At 41.3% G+C, this 19,600-nt stretch carries 18 protein-coding genes, 2 pseudogenes and 3 CRISPR repeat arrays; of the genes and pseudogenes, 9 read left to right on the top strand and 11 right to left on the bottom strand.

The genetic code is table 11. The features are described from left to right. The first annotated feature begins 7 nt into the window (after positions 1-7). Both cas1b and cas2 read left to right on the top strand, forming a co-directional pair. Positions 8-1,000, top strand: coding sequence for a type I-B CRISPR-associated endonuclease Cas1b (gene cas1b, locus EYS13_RS08295; RefSeq protein WP_227761724.1), 993 nt, complete (start codon positions 8-10; stop codon positions 998-1,000). A gap of 21 nt (positions 1,001-1,021) precedes the next feature. Further along, entirely contained in the window at positions 1,022-1,285 is a 264-nt protein-coding gene (gene cas2, locus EYS13_RS08290; RefSeq protein ID WP_227761723.1) for a CRISPR-associated endonuclease Cas2, read from the top strand. A gap of 196 nt (positions 1,286-1,481) precedes the next feature. Beyond that, positions 1,482-2,046: direct repeats of the CRISPR family, unit length 30 nt; unit sequence GTTTATAGCCTACCTATGAGGAATTGAAAC. 272 nt (positions 2,047-2,318) lie between these two features. Here the strand turns inward: cas2 and EYS13_RS16515 are convergent. From EYS13_RS16515 to tnpA (EYS13_RS16510), 10 genes and pseudogenes are all read right to left on the bottom strand, one after another. After that, positions 2,319-2,546 carry a DUF5348 domain-containing protein gene (locus EYS13_RS16515; protein WP_227761721.1) on the bottom strand — a complete coding sequence of 76 codons (228 nt, stop codon included), beginning with the start codon at positions 2,544-2,546 and terminating at the stop codon, positions 2,319-2,321. 153 nt (positions 2,547-2,699) lie between these two features. Further along, positions 2,700-3,500, bottom strand: a complete 801-nt coding sequence (locus tag EYS13_RS08280) for an ExeA family protein (RefSeq protein ID WP_227761720.1) — start codon at positions 3,498-3,500, stop codon at positions 2,700-2,702. 18 nt (positions 3,501-3,518) lie between these two features. Continuing rightward, positions 3,519-4,783, bottom strand: a pseudogene (locus tag EYS13_RS08275) (transposase). Positions 4,784-4,928: 145 nt separating this feature from the next. After that, the gene (locus EYS13_RS08270) at positions 4,929-5,474 is read right to left on the bottom strand and encodes a DUF6431 domain-containing protein (protein WP_227761719.1); all 546 of its coding nucleotides are present in this window, start codon (positions 5,472-5,474) and stop codon (positions 4,929-4,931) included. A gap of 115 nt (positions 5,475-5,589) precedes the next feature. Further along, positions 5,590-6,874: a CRISPR direct-repeat array (repeat unit 30 nt; unit sequence GTTTATAGCCTACCTATGAGGAATTGAAAC). A 33-nt stretch (positions 6,875-6,907) separates the two neighbouring features. Continuing rightward, positions 6,908-8,503: an IS66 family transposase gene (gene tnpC, locus EYS13_RS08265; protein ID WP_227761718.1), complete on the bottom strand. Its 1,596-nt coding sequence runs from the start codon at positions 8,501-8,503 to the stop codon at positions 6,908-6,910. Positions 8,504-8,587: 84 nt separating this feature from the next. Next, the gene (gene tnpB, locus EYS13_RS08260) at positions 8,588-8,935 is read right to left on the bottom strand and encodes an IS66 family insertion sequence element accessory protein TnpB (protein WP_227761717.1); all 348 of its coding nucleotides are present in this window, start codon (positions 8,933-8,935) and stop codon (positions 8,588-8,590) included. 2 nt (positions 8,936-8,937) lie between these two features. Then, a complete protein-coding gene (gene tnpA / locus EYS13_RS08255; RefSeq protein ID WP_227761716.1) occupies positions 8,938-9,234 on the bottom strand; it encodes an IS66 family insertion sequence element accessory protein TnpA in 297 nt (98 codons plus the stop codon). 124 nt (positions 9,235-9,358) lie between these two features. Beyond that, a CRISPR array of direct repeats spans positions 9,359-11,116; the repeat unit is 30 nt; unit sequence GTTTATAGCCTACCTATGAGGAATTGAAAC. Between the two features lie 75 nt (positions 11,117-11,191). Beyond that, positions 11,192-12,786: pseudogene (gene tnpC, locus EYS13_RS08250) on the bottom strand (IS66 family transposase). A 79-nt stretch (positions 12,787-12,865) separates the two neighbouring features. Continuing rightward, positions 12,866-13,219, bottom strand: coding sequence for an IS66 family insertion sequence element accessory protein TnpB (gene tnpB, locus EYS13_RS08245; protein WP_227767725.1), 354 nt, complete (start codon positions 13,217-13,219; stop codon positions 12,866-12,868). A 114-nt stretch (positions 13,220-13,333) separates the two neighbouring features. Next, a complete protein-coding gene (gene tnpA / locus EYS13_RS16510) occupies positions 13,334-13,519 on the bottom strand; it encodes an IS66 family insertion sequence element accessory protein TnpA (RefSeq protein WP_423055306.1) in 186 nt (61 codons plus the stop codon). Positions 13,520-13,900: 381 nt separating this feature from the next. On the opposite strand from tnpA (EYS13_RS16510), the gene EYS13_RS08235 reads away from it, so the two are divergent. The 5 genes from EYS13_RS08235 to EYS13_RS08215 all read left to right on the top strand — a co-directional run bounded on the left by EYS13_RS08235 (position 13,901) and on the right by EYS13_RS08215 (position 16,654). Next, positions 13,901-14,224, top strand: a complete 324-nt coding sequence (locus EYS13_RS08235) for a hypothetical protein (RefSeq protein ID WP_227767720.1) — start codon at positions 13,901-13,903, stop codon at positions 14,222-14,224. Between the two features lie 78 nt (positions 14,225-14,302). Then, positions 14,303-14,602 (top strand): hypothetical protein, encoded by a 300-nt coding sequence (locus EYS13_RS08230; protein ID WP_227767717.1) that lies wholly within the window; start codon positions 14,303-14,305, stop codon positions 14,600-14,602. A gap of 35 nt (positions 14,603-14,637) precedes the next feature. Continuing rightward, complete coding sequence (locus EYS13_RS16700; protein ID WP_487251813.1) at positions 14,638-14,796, top strand: hypothetical protein; 159 nt, start codon at positions 14,638-14,640, stop codon at positions 14,794-14,796. Positions 14,797-14,958: 162 nt separating this feature from the next. Continuing rightward, complete coding sequence (locus tag EYS13_RS08220; RefSeq protein WP_227767715.1) at positions 14,959-15,717, top strand: type IV toxin-antitoxin system AbiEi family antitoxin domain-containing protein; 759 nt, start codon at positions 14,959-14,961, stop codon at positions 15,715-15,717. Next, positions 15,710-16,654, top strand: coding sequence for a nucleotidyl transferase AbiEii/AbiGii toxin family protein (locus EYS13_RS08215; RefSeq protein WP_227767713.1), 945 nt, complete (start codon positions 15,710-15,712; stop codon positions 16,652-16,654). Before EYS13_RS08220 ends, EYS13_RS08215 begins: the two co-directional genes overlap by 8 nt. A gap of 549 nt (positions 16,655-17,203) precedes the next feature. Here EYS13_RS08215 and EYS13_RS08210 read toward each other — a convergent pair. After that, entirely contained in the window at positions 17,204-17,494 is a 291-nt protein-coding gene (locus tag EYS13_RS08210; protein ID WP_227767710.1) for a hypothetical protein, read from the bottom strand. A 156-nt stretch (positions 17,495-17,650) separates the two neighbouring features. Here EYS13_RS08210 and EYS13_RS08205 point away from each other — a divergent pair, with 156 nt between their 5' ends. Together EYS13_RS08205 and EYS13_RS08200 are read left to right on the top strand one after the other, a co-directional pair. Further along, positions 17,651-17,929: a hypothetical protein gene (locus EYS13_RS08205; RefSeq protein WP_227767708.1), complete on the top strand. Its 279-nt coding sequence runs from the start codon at positions 17,651-17,653 to the stop codon at positions 17,927-17,929. A 278-nt stretch (positions 17,930-18,207) separates the two neighbouring features. Further along, the gene (locus EYS13_RS08200; protein WP_227767707.1) at positions 18,208-19,455 is read left to right on the top strand and encodes a SpoVR family protein; all 1,248 of its coding nucleotides are present in this window, start codon (positions 18,208-18,210) and stop codon (positions 19,453-19,455) included. The last annotated feature ends 145 nt before the right edge of the window (positions 19,456-19,600 follow it).

Genomic DNA, 19,600 nt, shown 5'->3' with positions numbered 1-19,600 from the left:
GATAACCATGAAAAAAGTTATTTACATCTTTTCGGACGGCGAACTGAAAAGACAGGACAATACACTTAAATTTCATTGCGAAGAAACTAACAGGTTCTTGCCCGTAGAGGATATCAGCGATATCTTTGTTTTCGGGGAAGTCAGTTTTAACAAAAAATTGCTGGAGCTGTTGTCGCAAAAGGAAATTCTATTACACTACTTTAATTATCATGGCTATTATATGGGCACTTTTTATCCCCGTGAACACTTAAATTCCGGGTATATGATCCTGAAACAGGCGGAGTTTTACCAGGATAAGCTAAAGCGGTTGGAACTGGCCAAAGCTATTATTACAGGGGCGCTGAAAAATATCAGACAGGTGCTGAAATACTACGACAATAGGGGCAAGGAGCTTAAATCATTCCTGGAGCGCATTGAGGAATACGAAGCGCAAATCGATTCCTGCAGAGAAATTACGGAACTAATGGCTGTGGAGGGAAATGCCAGGGAGTGTTACTATCAAGCTTTTGATATTATCATCGATAACAAAGATTTTGTCTTTGAGCAGAGAAGCCGCCGCCCACCCAAAAACCATCTTAACAGTTTGCTTAGTTTTGGCAATTCCATTATTTACACAATGGTCCTTAGCGAAATTTACAAGACCCATCTGGATCCAAGAATAGGTTTTTTGCACTCCACAAATTTCAGGAGCTTTACCTTGAACCTGGATATAGCGGAGATCTTTAAACCTATACTGGTGGACAGGGCAATATTTACATTGCTGGGCAAAAAGATGATTACCAAAAAGGACTTTGAAAAAAACATGGAAGGCATAGTACTGAAAGACGGCGCAAAAAGGCTGTTTGCTGAAGAAATAGACGGCAAGCTTAAAACCACAATAAAACACCGGGAACTGGGGAGAGAGGTTTCTTATCGGCGTTTAATCAGAATGGAATTATACAAGTTGGAAAAGCATCTAATGGGCGAGCGGGAATATAAGCCTTTTGTCGCCAGGTGGTAAAACCTTGAGTAGGTGAATGGAATGTTTGTAATCCTGGTGTATGATGTGAATGTTAAAAGAGTCAATAAAGTGCTGAAAAAAGCCAGAAAATACTTGAACTGGGTCCAAAATTCTGTACTGGAAGGAGAGATCAGCGATGCCAATTATAAAAAGCTAAAAATGGAGTTGCAAAAAGTAATCAATGAAGAAGAGGATTCCTGTCTTTTTTATACCTTTAGGACAACAAGGTATACCAATCGGGAGTCCATGGGAGTAAAAAAAGGCGGAGAAGGAGTTTTTATTTAGCTTATAACTGTCGTCGAACTACAGTAGTGCAAAAAAGCCCAGGGTTCGACGACAACCAGCAGGACCTTGTATCCCTTGCGAGATCTGGAAGTCTGGACAGTTATATGGATTTTTGGCTATTGACATTAACAGTTGTACAAAATATCATTAAACCTAAGAGGCTTGAAAAGCCTAAATTTTTTTCACACCAGAACGGGTTTATAGCCTACCTATGAGGAATTGAAACTTCGCATCAGGCCCGGCTTGAGCAGACGGGACGCGTTTATAGCCTACCTATGAGGAATTGAAACTCGGCAAGCCTGCCAGCTTTACCCCTACTGTTCACGGGTTTATAGCCTACCTATGAGGAATTGAAACTAGCAACCTCTTGCTAAACGGAGGAGCCGGGAATGTGGTTTATAGCCTACCTATGAGGAATTGAAACCCTACTGTTGCAGCTGCTAACTCACGCCTTGCAACAGAGTTTATAGCCTACCTATGAGGAATTGAAACACGGCTTCTGCGACTTCCGCTACTTCAATGCCGCAGCCTGTTTATAGCCTACCTATGAGGAATTGAAACGATGATGTAAAGCAGGCTATAGAGGAGATTAAACGTTTATAGCCTACCTATGAGGAATTGAAACTTGACAAGGCAATAAGGTATAGCTTAGATCACTTGCTAGTTTATAGCCTACCTATGAGGAATTGAAACCATGGGATGACTTCGAAAGCGGGGTGTGGCTAAATGCCGTTTATAGCCTACCTATGAGGAATTGAAACTAGCTTTTTCTCTTGCAACATTATCCATGATACGAATTGGGTTTATAGCCTACCTTGTGAATTTGCAAATTAAAAGGGATGACATTTTGCAAAATAAAATGGATTAAAATTAGCTTGAATTTATCGGTTTTTGCGAAATAAATTAGCCAAATGGGCAAAATTTTTTCACATAGTCACAGTATTTTAGTTAAGATTTTTGCCAAAAAAAAAATGCAGCTAGGATGCCCCTAACCGCATTCTGACATATATTCCTCTGCCAAGAATCACTCTTTCTAAACCCCTCTTACACTGTACCTTGATGCCGGATGCAGATAAAACATAGAGTTAGCAAAGTACAATACCCAATCCCTATCTATTTCAATACGACAAGGCAAGAATGTTTCCCCAACCTTAATCTCAAAGCATTCCCCACAGTGTAGAGAGAAAGGTTCGTCGTCTATTCCATGGATCTCCCAACGGTCCTTTTGGCTAGAGTATAATAGTTTACCTTGTTTTAGCATTTTAATTTAAGCCTCCCTCCTCGGGCAGATGCCTAACAGTGAAGGATATGTGGCTTTGTCATATCATAAGCCTCACATACCATTTTCTTTAGCAGCAGGGCGAATTAATCTATCAATCTGCCCAGTTTTTTTAAGCAGCCGTAGTTCTTAAGTTTAAAGACCTGCTTCCTGAGCAGATTTAATTACCGCCTCTTCATCAATACATTCAAGTCTTTTCTGGCACCCATAAAGCAGGCAGTTAGTAGCTAAATTGTTGATGAGTCTTGGCCATCCCCTAGAACGGGTGGCAATAGCCTCCACTGCTTGTGGAGAAAATATTTCAAATTTAGCACCTGCTAACTCCAGGTGATGTAAGATATAGTTTTTCACCTCTTCTTTATCTAAGGGTGTGACCTTGTAACGCATGATAATACGCTGATTTAACGACTGATTATGGGATAAAGCTAAACGATCCAGTAGATAAGGCAATCCCGCCAATACCAAAATAAACGGATTATCCGAATCCATTGTAAAATTAAACAGGATGCTTAAGTCATTTAGAGAGGTCTTGTCAGATAACTGCATTTCATCTAGAATAAATACAGGAGTTATCTTTTTTTCATAAAATAGGCTGGTTACTCCCTCTTGAATTTGCTTAAATAGATCAACTTTTCTAAAGGTAGGTTCTTCACCTAGCCCATAGCACAGTCCCCGGTAAAAATCCATCACCGTACCTGTAGACAAAGGAAAATAAATAACTTTGTAAAGTGAGGGATTTAAGCTTAAAGCAAAGTTTCTGAGGACAGAAGTTTTACCGGCACCAGGCTCACCCACTACCACCCCAATGCCCCTTGAATCTTTAAGGTAATTAAGCCGTGCCATTAATTCAGTAAAGCTTTTAGAGGGAAAAAGGTGCTTTGTCTCAATTTCTTTGGTAAATGGTTTTCTGCTTAGAGAGTAAAATGCTCTATACATTATGTTCCCTCCCTGGAATCATACATTTCCTGAAAGGATAGCGCGGCTTCTTCTTTTTCCTTTTGCCTTTTTTTCCCTTTTAATTCTGGCGTTATCACTGTAAATTACAGGCAAAGCTTTGGCCACTTCTTTCCCCTCTACATAGATAAACACCTGTTCTAGTTTTTCAGGATCAAAACGAACCTCGATTTGTTGCCCAATAAACTGGGGAGGCACTTCAAAAAGCAAGGAATTAATTGAGATAGTGCCATCATGCTTAACCTTACGCTTTTCTCTTTTTAAGAAAAGGGCGTCCAAAGCTTTGGGGTTATCTATCATTTTTACCCGGCTAAACTGAGACATAAACATGTCTAGTGGGCTCATCTCAAGAGCGGAATGAACCTTTCGATGATAATCTTCCTCCAGCCAACGCCAAAAGGCTTGGTTTAAGGTCTCGATTGAAGTAAGAGCATCTTTAGTTAAAGTAGGCAAGAACCTCTGGCGTACGGTACCGAAAAAACGTTCGATTTTCCCTTTACTTGCCGCATCATAGGGTTTGGTATGAATTAAGGTGATACCTAACGAAGCACATGCTATGCTAAACTGGTCCGATTTGTATACTTTACCGTTATCCACATAGATCATCTTAGGAATGCCTCTACGTATTAATGCTTCTTTAAACACATGCTTTAGGGAATCAAATTTCTCGGATAAAACGAACTCAGCATAGGGAACAAGCCTTGAACAATCATCAATAAAAGCAAATAGATTTGTCCTAACCTTTTTACCGGAAACAATAATATAGGGGCCTACTGCCATATCGCCTTGCCAAAGTATGTTCACTTCTTCATAACTGAATCTTTTTCTGTCGGGAGATTTAGTTTCTACTTTCCCTACCAGCCCTTCATTTTTAGGAACCTATATAGGGTCGAGTATGAGATATTTTGAGGCAAAAAGAGTGCATCTTTAACCAGTTTTTCATAAAACAACGTTACATTCAGTTCCCGATGTTCGCTACGCAAAGCCAAAATTTTTTCTTTCAATTCTTCGGGGATGTTTCTTACAGAACCTTTATCAGACCGACCCTTAGGCTTTAATCCCTCAAAACCACATCTACGATATGCTTTAACCCAAAATTCTATCGTTTTAGGGGCAAATTCTTTTACGCCGTAGTGGGGCACATCATGGGCGTGACTAGCAATTTGAGCTAGATAGTCTTTTTGACTGGTAACCTGTCCATTTAAAATGGGCGCAATTAGGCCGTAACGAAATAGGGCAACTGCTTCTCTTTCTTTTTCATCCATTTTTTCTTACTCCTCATAATGTTTTTTTGTAGCTAGCCGGCTAGAAACTCTCAAAAAACATTTTAGAGGAAGAAAGACCGTGGCTCCACGCAAAAGTTATGTGGTTCAAGATTTAACTTAATTTTTAACGCTTTTTGTAGTAAAATTAATTTGCATTTGGTTGGGCCATGAACGCTCTTAGGAAGTGATTATGAAACCTTTGGCTGAAGGTTTCCACTGTGGCTGCAGTGTTAATCAAATCCATGAGCTTCATGGCTTTTTCTTTTTTATCCTGCATAATATAACCGCCGTAACCCTTATCCCTAAAAAAGGCCTCTATCCAGTTTAAGTTATTCATAAATCTTTTTTTAATGAACTGTAGATGCTGGCGTTTCAGGTTTAGAAGAACCTGTTTACCTGATGCAGCGCATTGGATTAATTTCATAATCACTCTTAGAGGTAGCTGATAGTAGGGTAATAGGAAGATCGGCAACAGGGAAATAGTTTTACAGCAGGAGGGGCAGAAATACCTGCAAACCGGTACTTTTACTGCCTTCTTTATGAGGTGTATATATCTCCAGTAAAAGCCATGCCTTTTTAGTTTTACTTTAGCTTTGCAGCTAGGGCATACTTCAAATGCCGGGAAATGATTCTCTATGCCTAGTTTAATGTATTTGGTCATACTGATTTTAAAGTCGTAAAGTATTTGCAAGATGCTCACCCTAATTCACTTTGACAAAATTATATCAAATAAAATTAGGGATGCTTAGCCTTAAAGGTAAATAGAAAATGAAAAATCTACTCCGGTTTTGGAGTAGATAAATTAAAAGTTTACACTACCTATGAGGAATTGAAACAGGTCTGAAGCAATTTGTTCTACTGCTGCGTCCGGCAGTTTATAGCCTACCTATGAGGAATTGAAACCGTGTTTTGTATTATCTGCCAAATGTGCATTAAGGGTTTATAGCCTACCTATGAGGAATTGAAACACCGGGTAATGGTCCAGCATAACGCCGATAAGTTCGTTTATAGCCTACCTATGAGGAATTGAAACTGCTTATTTTCTTCTTTGATGGCATTTTCTATCTTTCGTTTATAGCCTACCTATGAGGAATTGAAACAGTATATTTTAAGCTTAAAACTCGGTCGTTAACTCAGGTTTATAGCCTACCTATGAGGAATTGAAACTTTGCCGTATTTCCCACTGGCACATTCCCGGCTCCTGTTTATAGCCTACCTATGAGGAATTGAAACTATGAACACCGTCTACCATATCTGCGTTTAAATTAGGTTTATAGCCTACCTATGAGGAATTGAAACCTCTATCCAACTCGATATAGGCCAAAGCAAGCTCGAGTTTATAGCCTACCTATGAGGAATTGAAACAAACAATCAAATCCCTCGGCTGCACTAATACTCTTGAGTTTATAGCCTACCTATGAGGAATTGAAACCGCTCCGGAGTTAGAAGAGCACTATTATCGCAAAAGTTTATAGCCTACCTATGAGGAATTGAAACGCCGCTCTTCTTGAGTGGCTTTTTCTTTTTGTATGAAGTTTATAGCCTACCTATGAGGAATTGAAACAACCCTTGACTTCATCAGCAGACAAACTAAAGCCATGGTTTATAGCCTACCTATGAGGAATTGAAACTGTGAAATTGAAAGGAAAGTAAAATGTATATATTAGTTTATAGCCTACCTATGAGGAATTGAAACTCATATAAATCGCTTCCATCTGTCCAGATAATTGGTTTATAGCCTACCTATGAGGAATTGAAACATTTCCCATCCTTCATGCTTGGTAATTTCATCAAGTTTATAGCCTACCTATGAGGAATTGAAACCTTGGTATGTATAAGGGGCAATCTTGCGAACTAAAGTTTATAGCCTACCTATGAGGAATTGAAACTGATCTTCGGTGATTATCCCCGCGGCTTTTGCCTCGTTTATAGCCTACCTATGAGGAATTGAAACCTTCACTTTCCAAAACTGCTTTCGGTATGTCGAGTCCAAGTTTATAGCCTACCTATGAGGAATTGAAACGACTTTCCTTCACCTCAATAGCTATCCCCGCTACTATTGTTTATAGCCTACCTATGAGGAATTGAAACCTTCGTAAGCGTCAAAAAGAACACACCTATCCCTTAAGCCTTTAATCCAGTATTATTATCCTTAGATGACATCCTAACATTTTCAGGCAATGTTTCTGACCAGGGCAGCAGGCTGTCTACTATTTCCGGATCTGTAAGGTCAAGGTTTGGCATTTTTTCAAACAGGTGTATCAGATAGTTATAAGGTTTCAGTTTGTTCTCTTTGGCGGTCTCAACTATGCTGTAGATTATCGCACTGCTTTTGGCTCCCCTAGGGGTATTGGAAAACAGAAAATTTTTTCGACCAATCACAAAGGGTTTTATCGAGCGCTCCGCCCGGTTGTTGTCTATTTCTAATCTACCGTCTAATAAATAATGATTGAGTTCTTCCCATTGGTTAAGGCAATAGTTTATCGCCTGCCCAAATGCGCTTTTGGGCAGCGTTTGTTGTCTTTGTTTTTTAAGCCATATGTAGAATTCTTCCAATATTGGCTTGGATATTTCCAGCCGTTTTTGATATCGTTCTTCGGCAGTGGCTTCTTTTAACTGCCTTTCTACGGCAAAGAGCCGGTTACAGTATTCAAGCCCCACTTTGGCGGCTACTGGTTTGTCTTTCTGCTCTGGCGGCAGGGCTTTTAATGCTTCGGTGAATTTCCTTCTGGCATGGGCCCAGCAGCCGACTATGGTGACTCCGTTTAATTTGCCGTATCCGCTGTAGCCGTCTGTCTGCAGATACCCTTTAAATCCCTGGAGAAATTTGTCTGCATGTTTGCTGGCCCTGGTGGTTTGATAATCATAAAGGACTATGGGCGGTTCTTCTTTTCCTGTCCGGTAGAGCCACATGTATGATTTGCTTTCTGCTGTTCGCCCCGGTTCTTTTAGTACCTGCAGGGTTGTTTCATCAGCGTGCAGGATTTCTCTGGTTAAGAGTTTTTCATGCAGGCGGTCATATATGATTTTTAGCCAGGGATTAGCAGCAGCCAAGATCCAGTTGGCCATGGTTTGCCTGGATAATTCTATTCCCAGACGGGATAGCTGTTGTTCCTGGCGGTAGAGCGGCAGGCTGTTGGTATATTTCTGATCCATTATGTAGGCCAGTATGGATGGAGAGGCTAAGGTTCCCGGCAGCAGGGGTTTTGGCATTTCAGCTTTTATGATCGGGGTTTTGATGTTTTCTTTTTCACACTGCCGGCAGGCATAGATGTACTGGACATGTTTTACTACTGATACCTGGGCAGGGATAACTTTAAGCTCATGCCTGACCTGAGTGCTCATTTCATGCAGTTTGCCACCACAGCAAGGACAGACTTTTTCTTCTTCGCTAATCCTGTATTCGATGATTTCTTCCGGCAGTTCGGAGAGCTGTTCTGCTTTTTGTCCAGGCTGTTTTTTCTTCCGCTTGTAGGTGATGGTTTCTATGGTTTCTTCTTTGGCTTGGGGACTCGCTGTATCTTCCGCTTCGTTAAACAGGCTGATTTGTTCAGCCGGGGTCTTTTCGCTGGCGCTTCCATACTGTTTTTGGCGACTTAGGCGGAATTGTTCTTCATACCATTTTAGTTTAGCATTAAGTTCCGCAATCTGCTGTTCTAAAGCCTGGATGGTTATGGTCAATTCTTCAATTGTAAGTGCGGAATTGTTTTGTGTACTCATGCCTTAATTATAGCATGTTTTTATGAATTTTTAACCATTTATTTGCTATTTTCTTCGTTTTTCGCTAATTATCTTTATATTATATTATGGTGCGCTCTTTACTTCCTGATGGCCCCGGGTTTCTTTCAGTGATAAGCCATCTAACAGCCAGCGCAGCTGCCGGTAGCTGATGCTTAATATATCGGTGTTTTTTTCTGGCCAGTCAAACTTACCTTTCTCCAGGCGCCGGTAGTAGAGCCAGAAACCGTTATGGTCCCACTGCAGGATCTTTAGTTTGTCCCGGTTGCGGTTGCAAAAGACAAATAAGCAGGGGCTGAAGGGATCCAGGTTAAAGCTTTCTTTGACCAGTACTGCCAGGCTGTCTATGGATTTTCTAAGATCTGTGCTGCCGCAGGCCAGATATACTTCCTGGTTTGTAATTTCATTAATCATGGCTAGGTAAGCACCTCGATGATTTCACGCAGCAGCTTTGGGTCAAATCCCGGGGTTATTTCTATTTTTATTTGCCCAAGGGTAATGGTTATGCCACTTGTTTTGGCCGGGTTTTTAGGTACGGCTATCCATTTTATTTGGGGCTGGTCTTGCTTTTTTTCTGGCCGTAGTTTGCGGCGCCAGTAGAAAAACTGGTTGGTTCTGATATTGTTGTGTTTGCACCAGCTGGCAATGGTTTGGCCACTTTGCTCATGTTCCCTGAGCCGTTGTTCCCAGATTTCAGCTAGGTTTTTGTCCATCCCTGAACACCTCCATTTTTGTGTTCAGGTCTATTTTCTCAACTTTTGTTCTGTATTAATAGGTGTGGATTATTTGACGCTTACAAACCTTCGAGCCGCAATCGCACCGTGAGGCTCTCCGCAAGTTTATAGCCTACCTATGAGGAATTGAAACGGGACTGGCCCGTTTGCTTGCTCCCAAATCAATACATGGTTTATAGCCTACCTATGAGGAATTGAAACCCTGGCAAAGCGTGTTTTAGCCAAGGGGCGTAGGGTTTATAGCCTACCTATGAGGAATTGAAACCGGCCACAAACCTGGTCTGCTTGCCCAGTCCTTTGTCGGTTTATAGCCTACCTATGAGGAATTGAAACTGACAAATAAATAATCTATTTAAGGCCCGCCGGGAGCCGTTTATAGCCTACCTATGAGGAATTGAAACTCCACCTAACACCTATATTAGGATTTACGTCCGGCAGTTTATAGCCTACCTATGAGGAATTGAAACAACATTATACTCACTCCTTGGGGAAAAGTCCCAAAGCGTTTATAGCCTACCTATGAGGAATTGAAACTTTCATTTTTTACCTTGCTTGGCTTGTCACATTGCACGTTTATAGCCTACCTATGAGGAATTGAAACAGGAGAACTAACTGCCCTTTGCCTTGTTCGTATTTGGGTTTATAGCCTACCTATGAGGAATTGAAACCCAATCTTCGTATGAAAATGATGTTTAAATTGGGTTTGTTTATAGCCTACCTATGAGGAATTGAAACAGCTCAAACCGGGTGAGTCAGTTAAATCTCCTGGGAGTTTATAGCCTACCTATGAGGAATTGAAACTTTGTCATTGGCATGTTCCTCCTCACGCTCACAAGTTTATAGCCTACCTATGAGGAATTGAAACGCGTAGACCAAGGGCTTTGGCAGTGCTATAAGTGCGGTTTATAGCCTACCTATGAGGAATTGAAACTTTCCCGTTGTATGGCCCGATGACTCAGCCGCCTGGTTTATAGCCTACCTATGAGGAATTGAAACTGCAATTTTTTCTTTGTATTCTTTTTCGATTTCAACGTTTATAGCCTACCTATGAGGAATTGAAACTATTATAAATATAATAATACCGAGAATACAACGGGTTTATAGCCTACCTATGAGGAATTGAAACTCAAAAGTAGGAGCAGGATATTTACATCAATTGCAGGATGTTTATAGCCTACCTATGAGGAATTGAAACGTCGGTGGGCGATATATAAAAGGCTCAACAGAGGTATTAGTTTATAGCCTACCTATGAGGAATTGAAACGAATATGTCGTTCATCTTACTCATCTCCTCCCTCGTAGTTTATAGCCTACCTATGAGGAATTGAAACACTTTGAAATACAGGACATAATAGACATTTGCCACTGTTTATAGCCTACCTATGAGGAATTGAAACGCATACTGCTGACTGGTTTTTTAGTGCTTTATGCAGGTTTATAGCCTACCTATGAGGAATTGAAACTCACCTGCCCAAGGATAGCCAACATTATTTAACCATTCATGTTTATAGCCTACCTATGAGGAATTGAAACTGATAAAAGCAAAATTTTATTTAATCATCATATCCGGTTTATAGCCTACCTATGAGGAATTGAAACTCACTTCTTTGTGTGGAAACCCATTTTTCAATACGTTTATAGCCTACCTATGAGGAATTGAAACTCATTGAACCCAATTAGGTATAATGTTGCCTAATAAAAGGTTTATAGCCTACCTATGAGGAATTGAAACGTGTTCGCCCTCCATTCCCTTAAGGAAGGAGGTGAGTTTATAGCCTACCTATGAGGAATTGAAACTATGTCATTTTCTAACAAACCCCAGCTGAGATAAGTTTATAGCCTACCTATGAGGAATTGAAACGGCTGCACCACAACGCCGGAACACACCTTCATAAAGTACAGTTTATGTAAGCGTCAAAAAGAACACACCTATCCCTTAAGCCTTTAATCCAGTATTATTATCCTTAGATGACATCCTAACATTTTCAGGCAATGTTTCTGACCAGGGCAGCAGGCTGTCTACTATTTCCGGATCTGTAAGGTCAAGGTTTGGCATTTTTTCAAACAGGTGTATCAGATAGTTATAAGGTTTCAGTTTGTTCTCTTTGGCGGTCTCAACTATGCTGTAGATTATCGCACTGCTTTTGGCTCCCCTAGGGGTATTGGAAAACAGAAAATTTTTTCGACCAATCACAAAGGGTTTTATCGAGCGCTCCGCCCGGTTGTTGTCTATTTCTAATCTACCGTCTAATAAATAATGATTGAGTTCTTCCCATTGGTTAAGGCAATAGTTTATCGCCTGCCCAAATGCGCTTTTGGGCAGCGTTTGTTGTCTTTGTTTTTTAAGCCATATGTAGAATTCTTCCAATATTGGCTTGGATATTTCCAGCCGTTTTTGATATCGTTCTTCGGCAGTGGCTTCTTTTAACTGCCTTTCTACGGCAAAGAGCCGGTTACAGTATTCAAGCCCCACTTTGGCGGCTACTGGTTTGTCTTTCTGCTCTGGCGGCAGGGCTTTTAATGCTTCGGTGAATTTCCTTCTGGCATGGGCCCAGCAGCCGACTATGGTGACTCCGTTTAATTTGCCGTATCCGCTGTAGCCGTCTGTCTGCAGATACCCTTTAAATCCCTGGAGAAATTTGTCTGCATGTTTGCTGGCCCTGGTGGTTTGATAATCATAAAGGACTATGGGCGGTTCTTCTTTTCCTGTCCGGTAGAGCCACATGTATGATTTGCTTTCTGCTGTTCGCCCCGGTTCTTTTAGTACCTGCAGGGTTGTTTCATCAGCGTGCAGGATTTCTCTGGTTAAGAGTTTTTCATGCAGGCGGTCATATATGATTTTGCCAGGGATTAGCAGCAGCCAAGATCCAGTTGGCCATGGTTTGCCTGGATAATTCTATTCCCAGACGGGATAGCTGTTGTTCCTGGCGGTAGAGCGGCAGGCTGTTGGTATATTTCTGATCCATTATGTAGGCCAGTATGGATGGAGAGGCTAAGGTTCCCGGCAGCAGGGGTTTTGGCATTTCAGCTTTTATGATCGGGGTTTTGATGTTTTCTTTTTCACACTGCCGGCAGGCATAGATGTACTGGACATGTTTTACTACTGATACCTGGGCAGGGATAACTTTAAGCTCATGCCTGACCTGAGTGCTCATTTCATGCAGTTTGCCACCACAGCAAGGACAGACTTTTTCTTCTTCGCTAATCCTGTATTCGATGATTTCTTCCGGCAGTTCGGAGAGCTGTTCTGCTTTTTGTCCAGGCTGTTTTTTCTTCCGCTTGTAGGTGATGGTTTCTATGGTTTCTTCTTTGGCTTGGGGACTCGCTGTATCTTCCGCTTCGTTAAACAGGCTGATTTGTTGAGCCGGGGTCTTTTGCGCGGGCGCTTCCATACTGTTTTTGGCGACTTAGGCGGAATTGTTCTTCATACCATTTTAGTTTAGCATTAAGTTCCGCAATCTGCTGTTCTAAAGCCTGGATGGTTATGGTCAATTCTTCAATTGTAAGTGCGGAATTGTTTTGTGTACTCATGCCTTAATTATAGCATGTTTTTATGAATTTTTAACCATTTATTTGCTATTTTCTTCGTTTTTCGCTAATTATCTTTATATTATATTATGGTGCGCTCTTTTACTTCCTGATGGCCCCGGGTTTCTTTCAGTGATAAGCCATCTAACAGCCAGCGCAGCTGCCGGTAGCTGATGCTTAATATATCGGTGTTTTTTTCTGGCCAGTCAAACTTACCTTTCTCCAGGCGCCGGTAGTAGAGCCAGAAACCGTTATGGTCCCACTGCAGGATCTTTAGTTTGTCCCGGTTGCGGTTGCAAAAGACAAATAAGCAGGGGCTGAAGGGATCCAGGTTAAAGCTTTCTTTGACCAGTACTGCCAGGCTGTCTATGGATTTTCTAAGATCTGTGCTGCCGCAGGCCAGATATACTTCCTGGTTTGTAATTTCATTAATCATGGCTAGGTAAGCACCTCGATGATTTCACGCAGCAGCTTTGGGTCAAATCCCGGGGTTATTTCTATTTTTATTTGCCCAAGGGTAATGGTTATGCCACTTGTTTTGGCCGGGTTTTTAGGTACGGCTATCCATTTTATTTGGGGCTGGTCTTGCTTTTTTTTCTGGCCGTAGTTTGCGGCGCCAGTAGAAAAACTGGTTGGTTCTGATATTGTTGTGTTTGCACCAGCTGGCAATGGTTTGGCCACTTTGCTCATGTTCCCTGAGCCGTTGTTCCCAGATTTCAGCTAGGTTTTTGTCCATCCCTGAACACCTCCATTTTTGTGTTCAGGTCTATTTTCTCAACTTTTGTTCTGTATTAATAGGTGTGGATTATTTGACGCTTACTTATCTTCATCCTGCATCAGGCTACAGTGTAAGGGTGGTTTAAAAAGAGTAATAGGTAGCTTATGGTTCTTGATAAGAAGGTTTATGCCAAAATGCGGTTAGGGGCATCCTAGCTGCATTTTTTTGGCAAAAATCTTAACTAAAATACTGTGACTATGTGAAAAAATTTTGCCCATTTGTCTAATTTATTTCGCAAAAACCGATAAATTCAAGCTAATTTTAATCCATTTTATTTTGCAAAATGTCATCCCTTTTAATTTGCAAATTCACAGCACAGAGGACAGCAAATTTTCGGGCATGACCGTCAAGGACATAGACTACACCGAAAAGGCCAAGGCGGGCGTGGCCATCCTGGAAGCCTGCAAGCTGATGACCTCGCCGGAACCGCAGGAGCTGGGCAGCTACATGGGATTTTCCATGCTGTTTTCCTTTGACGGCTTCAATAAGCAGTATCAGATCACCCTGAGGGGCGCTCTGAGCCATACAGTCACACTAGGCACGGACATCCATGGTAACATCACAAGGCTTAATAACGCTCTTGCCGAAATACCGAAGAAGCTGGAATACTGCCGGGAACAATTGAAAACGCTTCACCAGCAGATGGAAACAGCAAGGGAATAGATTGACATCCCCTTTGAAAAGGAGCAGGAGCTTCAAACCAAATCTGCGCGGCTGGCAAAGCTGAACATTTTGCTCAACATGGATAAGCATGAAAACGAGGTGCCGGACAGCGCTACTCTCCGTGGAACGTTTGGCAAACGGTTTATGGGGGATGTGAACGGAAGCGACAAGCATTTCTCCTTCTCTATCCCGGCCAGGAGCGAATGCAGCAAACTGCACCTGTTTGAAAGCGCCATTGATTTATTATCCTATGGCACGTTGGAGCTGCTTTCCGGCAGGGACTGGCGGCAGGAAAACTACCTGTCCCTTGCAGGAATCTATATGCCGAAAAAGATAATCGAGGAAAGTACTCCACCCGCCGCACTCATGCAATACTGAAGGACTTCCCGCAAATCAAGGAAATTGCTTTACACTTGGACAACGACACGGTCGGACGGCTGGCGGCAAAGGCCATTCAAACCATCCTCCCGCCCTCCTACGCCGTGTCCGATGAGCCACCCGAACGCGGAAAGGATTATAACGACTATCTGAAAATCACCTTAAAGATACGGCAGCCGCGAAAACGCGAATAAGCTGCAAGTTTTATTTGCTGCTAGCACTTTAAAATTTTCATAAATACCTTTGTAAATAAAGAATAACGTGATATATTTAAAGAAATAATATAATTATTTAAAATTTGGCTGAAAATCTTTAAAAGTAAAGAAAATATCGCTGGATTTATAGAGGTGATTAACATGGTCGGATATGCAGAGCTTTCAAAAATGAATACCTTTACTTTGAATGATGTATGCAATCTTGTAGGCAATAAAAAAACGGCCTCTTCTCTTGTGTTAAGACTTTCTAAAAAGGGGCTTGTAAAAAAAATCAGAAACAATCTTTATACTTGCATTAACGTAGCTGACGGACAGGTGATAGCTTCTAAGTATCATATTGCCTGTGCAATAAATGAAACTGCTTATATATCGCATCATTCTGCTTTCGAATATATGGGAATATCCAATCAGGTATTTTACGAAATATATGTATCATCTTCTAAAAGGTTTACTGATTTTGAATTTGAAGGCATAACTTATAGATATGTTCCTTCACAATTTGATTTGGGAGTAGTTTCTCCAAAAAACACAAAGGGGATTCGGATTACTTCGTTAGAGCGTACTATAGTGGATAGTATAAAGGATTTTGAAAAAATAGGAGGACTGGAAGAACTCCTAAATTGCATCACTTCCATCCCTTATTTAGATGAGAATCAATTAATCAAATATTTGTCTGCTTATGATATGCAGTTTTTATATCAGAAAACAGGATTTATACTGGAGCATTATAAAGATCAGCTGCATCTTTCCGGTGAATTTATAGATTACTGTAAAAGTAAAATCGGAAAAAGCACCAGATATTTAACGAAAGAAAGCACTAAGTACGATAGTCAATGGAAATTGGTTGTCCCCGATGGCATTTTTCAAATGGTAGAGCAGGGAGGAATGCCCCTTGTATAACTATGACAAAAACTATATTTCTCAAAGTGCGTCCAAATTTGGATTTATCCGGGATACATTGGAAAAGGTATATCGATTGGCGGATATTTTAGAATATATAAACAGTGTTCCAATATTGAAGGGTAAATTAGCTTTAAAAGGCGGAACTGCAATAAATTTAATAATATTCAATCTTCCAAGATTATCTGTGGATATTGACCTTGATTATTTAGGCAATGACAGTAAAGAAGAAATGCTGCAAAACAGAATGATGATAAACACAGCTCTTGCAAAATTTATGGCGCTTAACGGTTACAAGCTCAGTCCCAAAACTAAAACACCTCACAGTCTTGATTCTTGGATTTATGAGTATGTTAATTGCGGTGGCAACAAAGATACCATTAAGATAGAAATTAACTATTCTTTAAGAGCGCATGTTTTCCCGGTACAAGAAATGAAAATCATTACAGAACACTTTGAAAGTGAATATAATTTGAATTGCCTTAATGCTCTTGAGATTTTCGGCAGCAAGATTAATGCACTTATAAGCAGAGCTGCGGCACGAGATTTATATGATGTTTACAATATGATTAAGTTTAGGCTGTTTGATGAAAGTGAAGAACAGCTTCTCAGAAAATGTGTGGTGTTCTACGCTGCAATATCTGCCAGGGAAATAAATAAAAGCTTTGATACAGGGGCTATTGATGGCATTACAAAATATAAAATCAGGACTGATTTGCTTCCGGTGTTAACCAAACATGATTCATTTGACGTGGATTCAGCTAAAAAAGCCACAAAGGAGTATATATCAGAATTAATGGTATTAACATCTCAGGAACAGGAATTCTTGGAGCGGTTTGAAGCAAAAGAGTATAAGCCGGAGCTGCTGTTCGATGATGCTGATATTATTTGTCGCATCAAATCACATCCAATGGCATTGTGGAAGATCAGACAGTGAGATGGAAATTGGGTATAGTATAGGAGAAGAATTACGAAATTATAGCAAGCTTTTAGGAGGTACTTATGATTTACTCAGTTCATTTTTATTATCACAAAATCAATAGTAAAAAAGCTCGAAATAAGTTTGAAGGTATTCTATTTGCAAAAAGTCAAGAATATGCAGAAGAATTAGTCAGAAAAATGAAAAATGATTTCTAATTATCCTATTGAAGTAGAAGAACCTTTTAGTATTATTATTGGGAGTTTATCAGAAAAAACATTACAAGAAATATAAACTGAGCGTCCGGAATTAAAAAGAATATTGCCGGAACTGTAGCAAATGCTATCGCTACAGTCACAGGTTGTTTATAGCCTACCTATGAGGAATTTAAACAAGGAAAAGCATCTCTTAAGCCCCCTGACTAGGTTGTACATCGTTTCTTAAGAAATGATAAACTTAGTGTAGGGGGAATTTTTTATGAACAGGAACCTCTCCTGACATTCTTTTAGAATTTGTTCTTAAAATTCATGACTGTGCTTATTTTTTATCACTCTTATTAACCCCTACTTAAATACTAACATATACGTGCATTTTCTCCAAAAGTTCAAGGGGGCTAAATAGTTCCAAGCCTTTTGTGTGATAGGCTGCCAGATAATGTTCAAGAGTGCGTAAGCCCAGTCGAAAGGGCTTCCCATCCGAGTCATTGTATTCCTTGGTAGCGATTTCGGCTAACAGCCCTGTTACCGTTTTCCCGGAAACCAGGCCGGGACGAGAGCTAAGAATATAAACCAATTCATTCCAGGAAATGTCATCATTAACTCTAAGACAGACTGCTTTTTCAACAAATTCACTTAGCATGCTACGAAAAGGCCACAGAAAACTCAGTAATAAAGTCTTTATAACTGCCCGCTCACCTACTATGACGGAAAGTAAGCGGTTTTTTCTTACCCATCATGGCGGGTTGATGGATGGATCATCCAAGTCAGCTGATAACCGCCAGGTGTTTGAAGTCCCGTGCAGTACCTGGGACCGGAGGTATACGCACACTGGAGCGGTATCTATCGCTTTACCGCCAGGGTGGCTATCCCCTTAAACCTGGTCCGTTCCCACGAGCGCCGGGTGAAACCCAAAGAGCAGGAAAAGGTGTCACCGGATACAAAAGGAATTTCCTTCTTCCAGGCAGCTGAGCACAAACGTAAAGAATCTCTGACCAGAGAGTCTATGACCTATGCCCCCAAGGGAGATACTACCTATGAGGTTTGCGGTGTTTTTTTAATGACCGGGTGGTATTAAACAGTTGCCCGGCCAAATAAAGTAAGATGAAAATGCGGCAGTCAATGTGAGCTAAACACTGTCAAATTTTGTGAGCCGCTACTCTTGAGGTTGTTGGCTACTATGAAAATAGCATAGTAGCTTTTTGCTTTTCTAGATACTTGTAGGGTAAGCGAAATCAGCATTTCGAATTTTTCCACGGCTTAAGAGCTGACTTAAGGGCACGGTGGCAGGCCGATGCTGATGACTGGCATTTTTTCTTCCACCGCGCCATATGGTAGAAGCAAGGGGGGATTACCGTGAACTCGCAGGAGGAACTCGCTCTTTTACAGGAAATAAAAAAAATCGCTGTCAAGGCCAGGGAGTTTGGGCTTGACTTTTATGATACATACTTTGAAATTTGCCCCGCCGATATTTTGCATACGGTGGCTGCTTACGGGATGCCGGTGCGTTTCGGGCATTGGAGTTTCGGCAAAAGTTTTTTCAAAATCAAGAGCAAGTACGACTATAACCTGAACAGGATTTATGAGTTGGTGATTAACGCCAACCCTTGCTATGCTTTTTTGCTGGACAGCAATTCACCGGTGCAGAACAAGGCTGTAATTGCCCATGTTTTTGCCCACAGCGATTTTTTTAAGAACAACTATTATTTCAGCCATACTTCCAGGCAGATGCTGGACTCCATGGCTGTTCACGCCGAGCGGATTACTGGCTTTGCTGACCGGTATGGGGCCAGGGAGGTAGAGATAGTCCTGGATGCGGTGTTATCCATTCAGGAACACATCAACCCTCATGTTTTTTGCCAAACAAAGGAAGGCGCTCATGATTGCGATCAGAAGGATTTGCTGCTCTGTATTGCGAAATACGGGCATTACCTGGAAGAGTGGCAGCGGGAATTAATCATGCTGGTTAGGGAAGAAATGCTTTACTTTTGGCCCCAACTGCAGACTAAGATTTTAAACGAAGGTTGGGCTACTTACTGGCATACCCGGATCATGCATACATTGCCGCTGGACTCTGCGGAAGCCGTAGAGTTTGCCAAACTCAATGCAAATATTACCATGCGCAGCGGGCCAAATTTGAACCCTTATTTAATTGGTTTCAAGCTCTTGGAACATATTGCCGCTAATTTCGGGGAGCAGCAACTGTTCAATGTAAGGGAGGCTGAAAATGACCTGTCCTTGGTGCGCAATTATTTAACCCCGGAGTTGTTAACGGAACTTGACCTCTATGTCTATCAAAGCATTGGACACGAATGGGTTGTTGTATCCACTGACCCGGAGGAAGTGAAAAAAGAGTTATTAAAAATGCTTGTTAACTGCGGTTTCCCCACAATACTCGTAGCCGATCTTGATTATCAATCCAAAGGGGAATTGTATCTGCGGCACCGGTACGAGGATGCGGAACTGGACATACCTTTTTTGGAAAAAACCTTGCCGCGGATTTATTTATTATGGGGACGCGGGGTCCATTTGGAAACGGTGGTGGATAACAGGCCGGTGGTTTTCAGTTACGACGGACAGAAAAACAGCCGCCACTTCTTATAGACAAAAAAATTCTGGGCAGTAACCTTCATTACGGCAGCAGGAATAGGGAGGAAAACGTGGAATTTATATACCTTATATAGTTTCACTCGAGGGCTAAGCGCCGCTAATATTCCCGCCTCTTTCGGCAGGCGTTAGCTTCCGGAGT

Source organism: Zhaonella formicivorans (genome assembly GCF_004353525.1).
In the GTDB taxonomy this organism is placed as follows: Bacteria; Bacillota; DUOV01; order DUOV01; family Zhaonellaceae; genus Zhaonella; species Zhaonella formicivorans.
Note: the sequence above shows the minus strand (reverse complement) of the source record. Positions and strands in the feature narration are given on the sequence as shown.

Coding starts and splice junctions, on each gene's coding strand:
- EYS13_RS08280 (WP_227761720.1), bottom strand. CDS start 3,500: ATGTATAGAGCATTTTACTCTCTAAGCAGAAAACCATTTACCAAAGAA.
- EYS13_RS08235 (WP_227767720.1), top strand. CDS start 13,901: ATGACCGTCAAGGACATAGACTACACCGAAAAGGCCAAGGCGGGCGTG.
- EYS13_RS16515 (WP_227761721.1), bottom strand. CDS start 2,546: ATGCTAAAACAAGGTAAACTATTATACTCTAGCCAAAAGGACCGTTGG.
- cas1b (WP_227761724.1), top strand. CDS start 8: ATGAAAAAAGTTATTTACATCTTTTCGGACGGCGAACTGAAAAGACAG.
- tnpB (WP_227767725.1), bottom strand. CDS start 13,219: ATGATTAATGAAATTACAAACCAGGAAGTATATCTGGCCTGCGGCAGC.
- tnpA (WP_227761716.1), bottom strand. CDS start 9,234: ATGGACAAAAACCTAGCTGAAATCTGGGAACAACGGCTCAGGGAACAT.
- EYS13_RS08230 (WP_227767717.1), top strand. CDS start 14,303: ATGGATAAGCATGAAAACGAGGTGCCGGACAGCGCTACTCTCCGTGGA.
- tnpC (WP_227761718.1), bottom strand. CDS start 8,503: ATGAGTACACAAAACAATTCCGCACTTACAATTGAAGAATTGACCATA.
- EYS13_RS08220 (WP_227767715.1), top strand. CDS start 14,959: ATGGTCGGATATGCAGAGCTTTCAAAAATGAATACCTTTACTTTGAAT.
- tnpA (WP_423055306.1), bottom strand. CDS start 13,519: ATGGACAAAAACCTAGCTGAAATCTGGGAACAACGGCTCAGGGAACAT.
- tnpB (WP_227761717.1), bottom strand. CDS start 8,935: ATGATTAATGAAATTACAAACCAGGAAGTATATCTGGCCTGCGGCAGC.
- EYS13_RS08210 (WP_227767710.1), bottom strand. CDS start 17,494: ATGCTAAGTGAATTTGTTGAAAAAGCAGTCTGTCTTAGAGTTAATGAT.
- cas2 (WP_227761723.1), top strand. CDS start 1,022: ATGTTTGTAATCCTGGTGTATGATGTGAATGTTAAAAGAGTCAATAAA.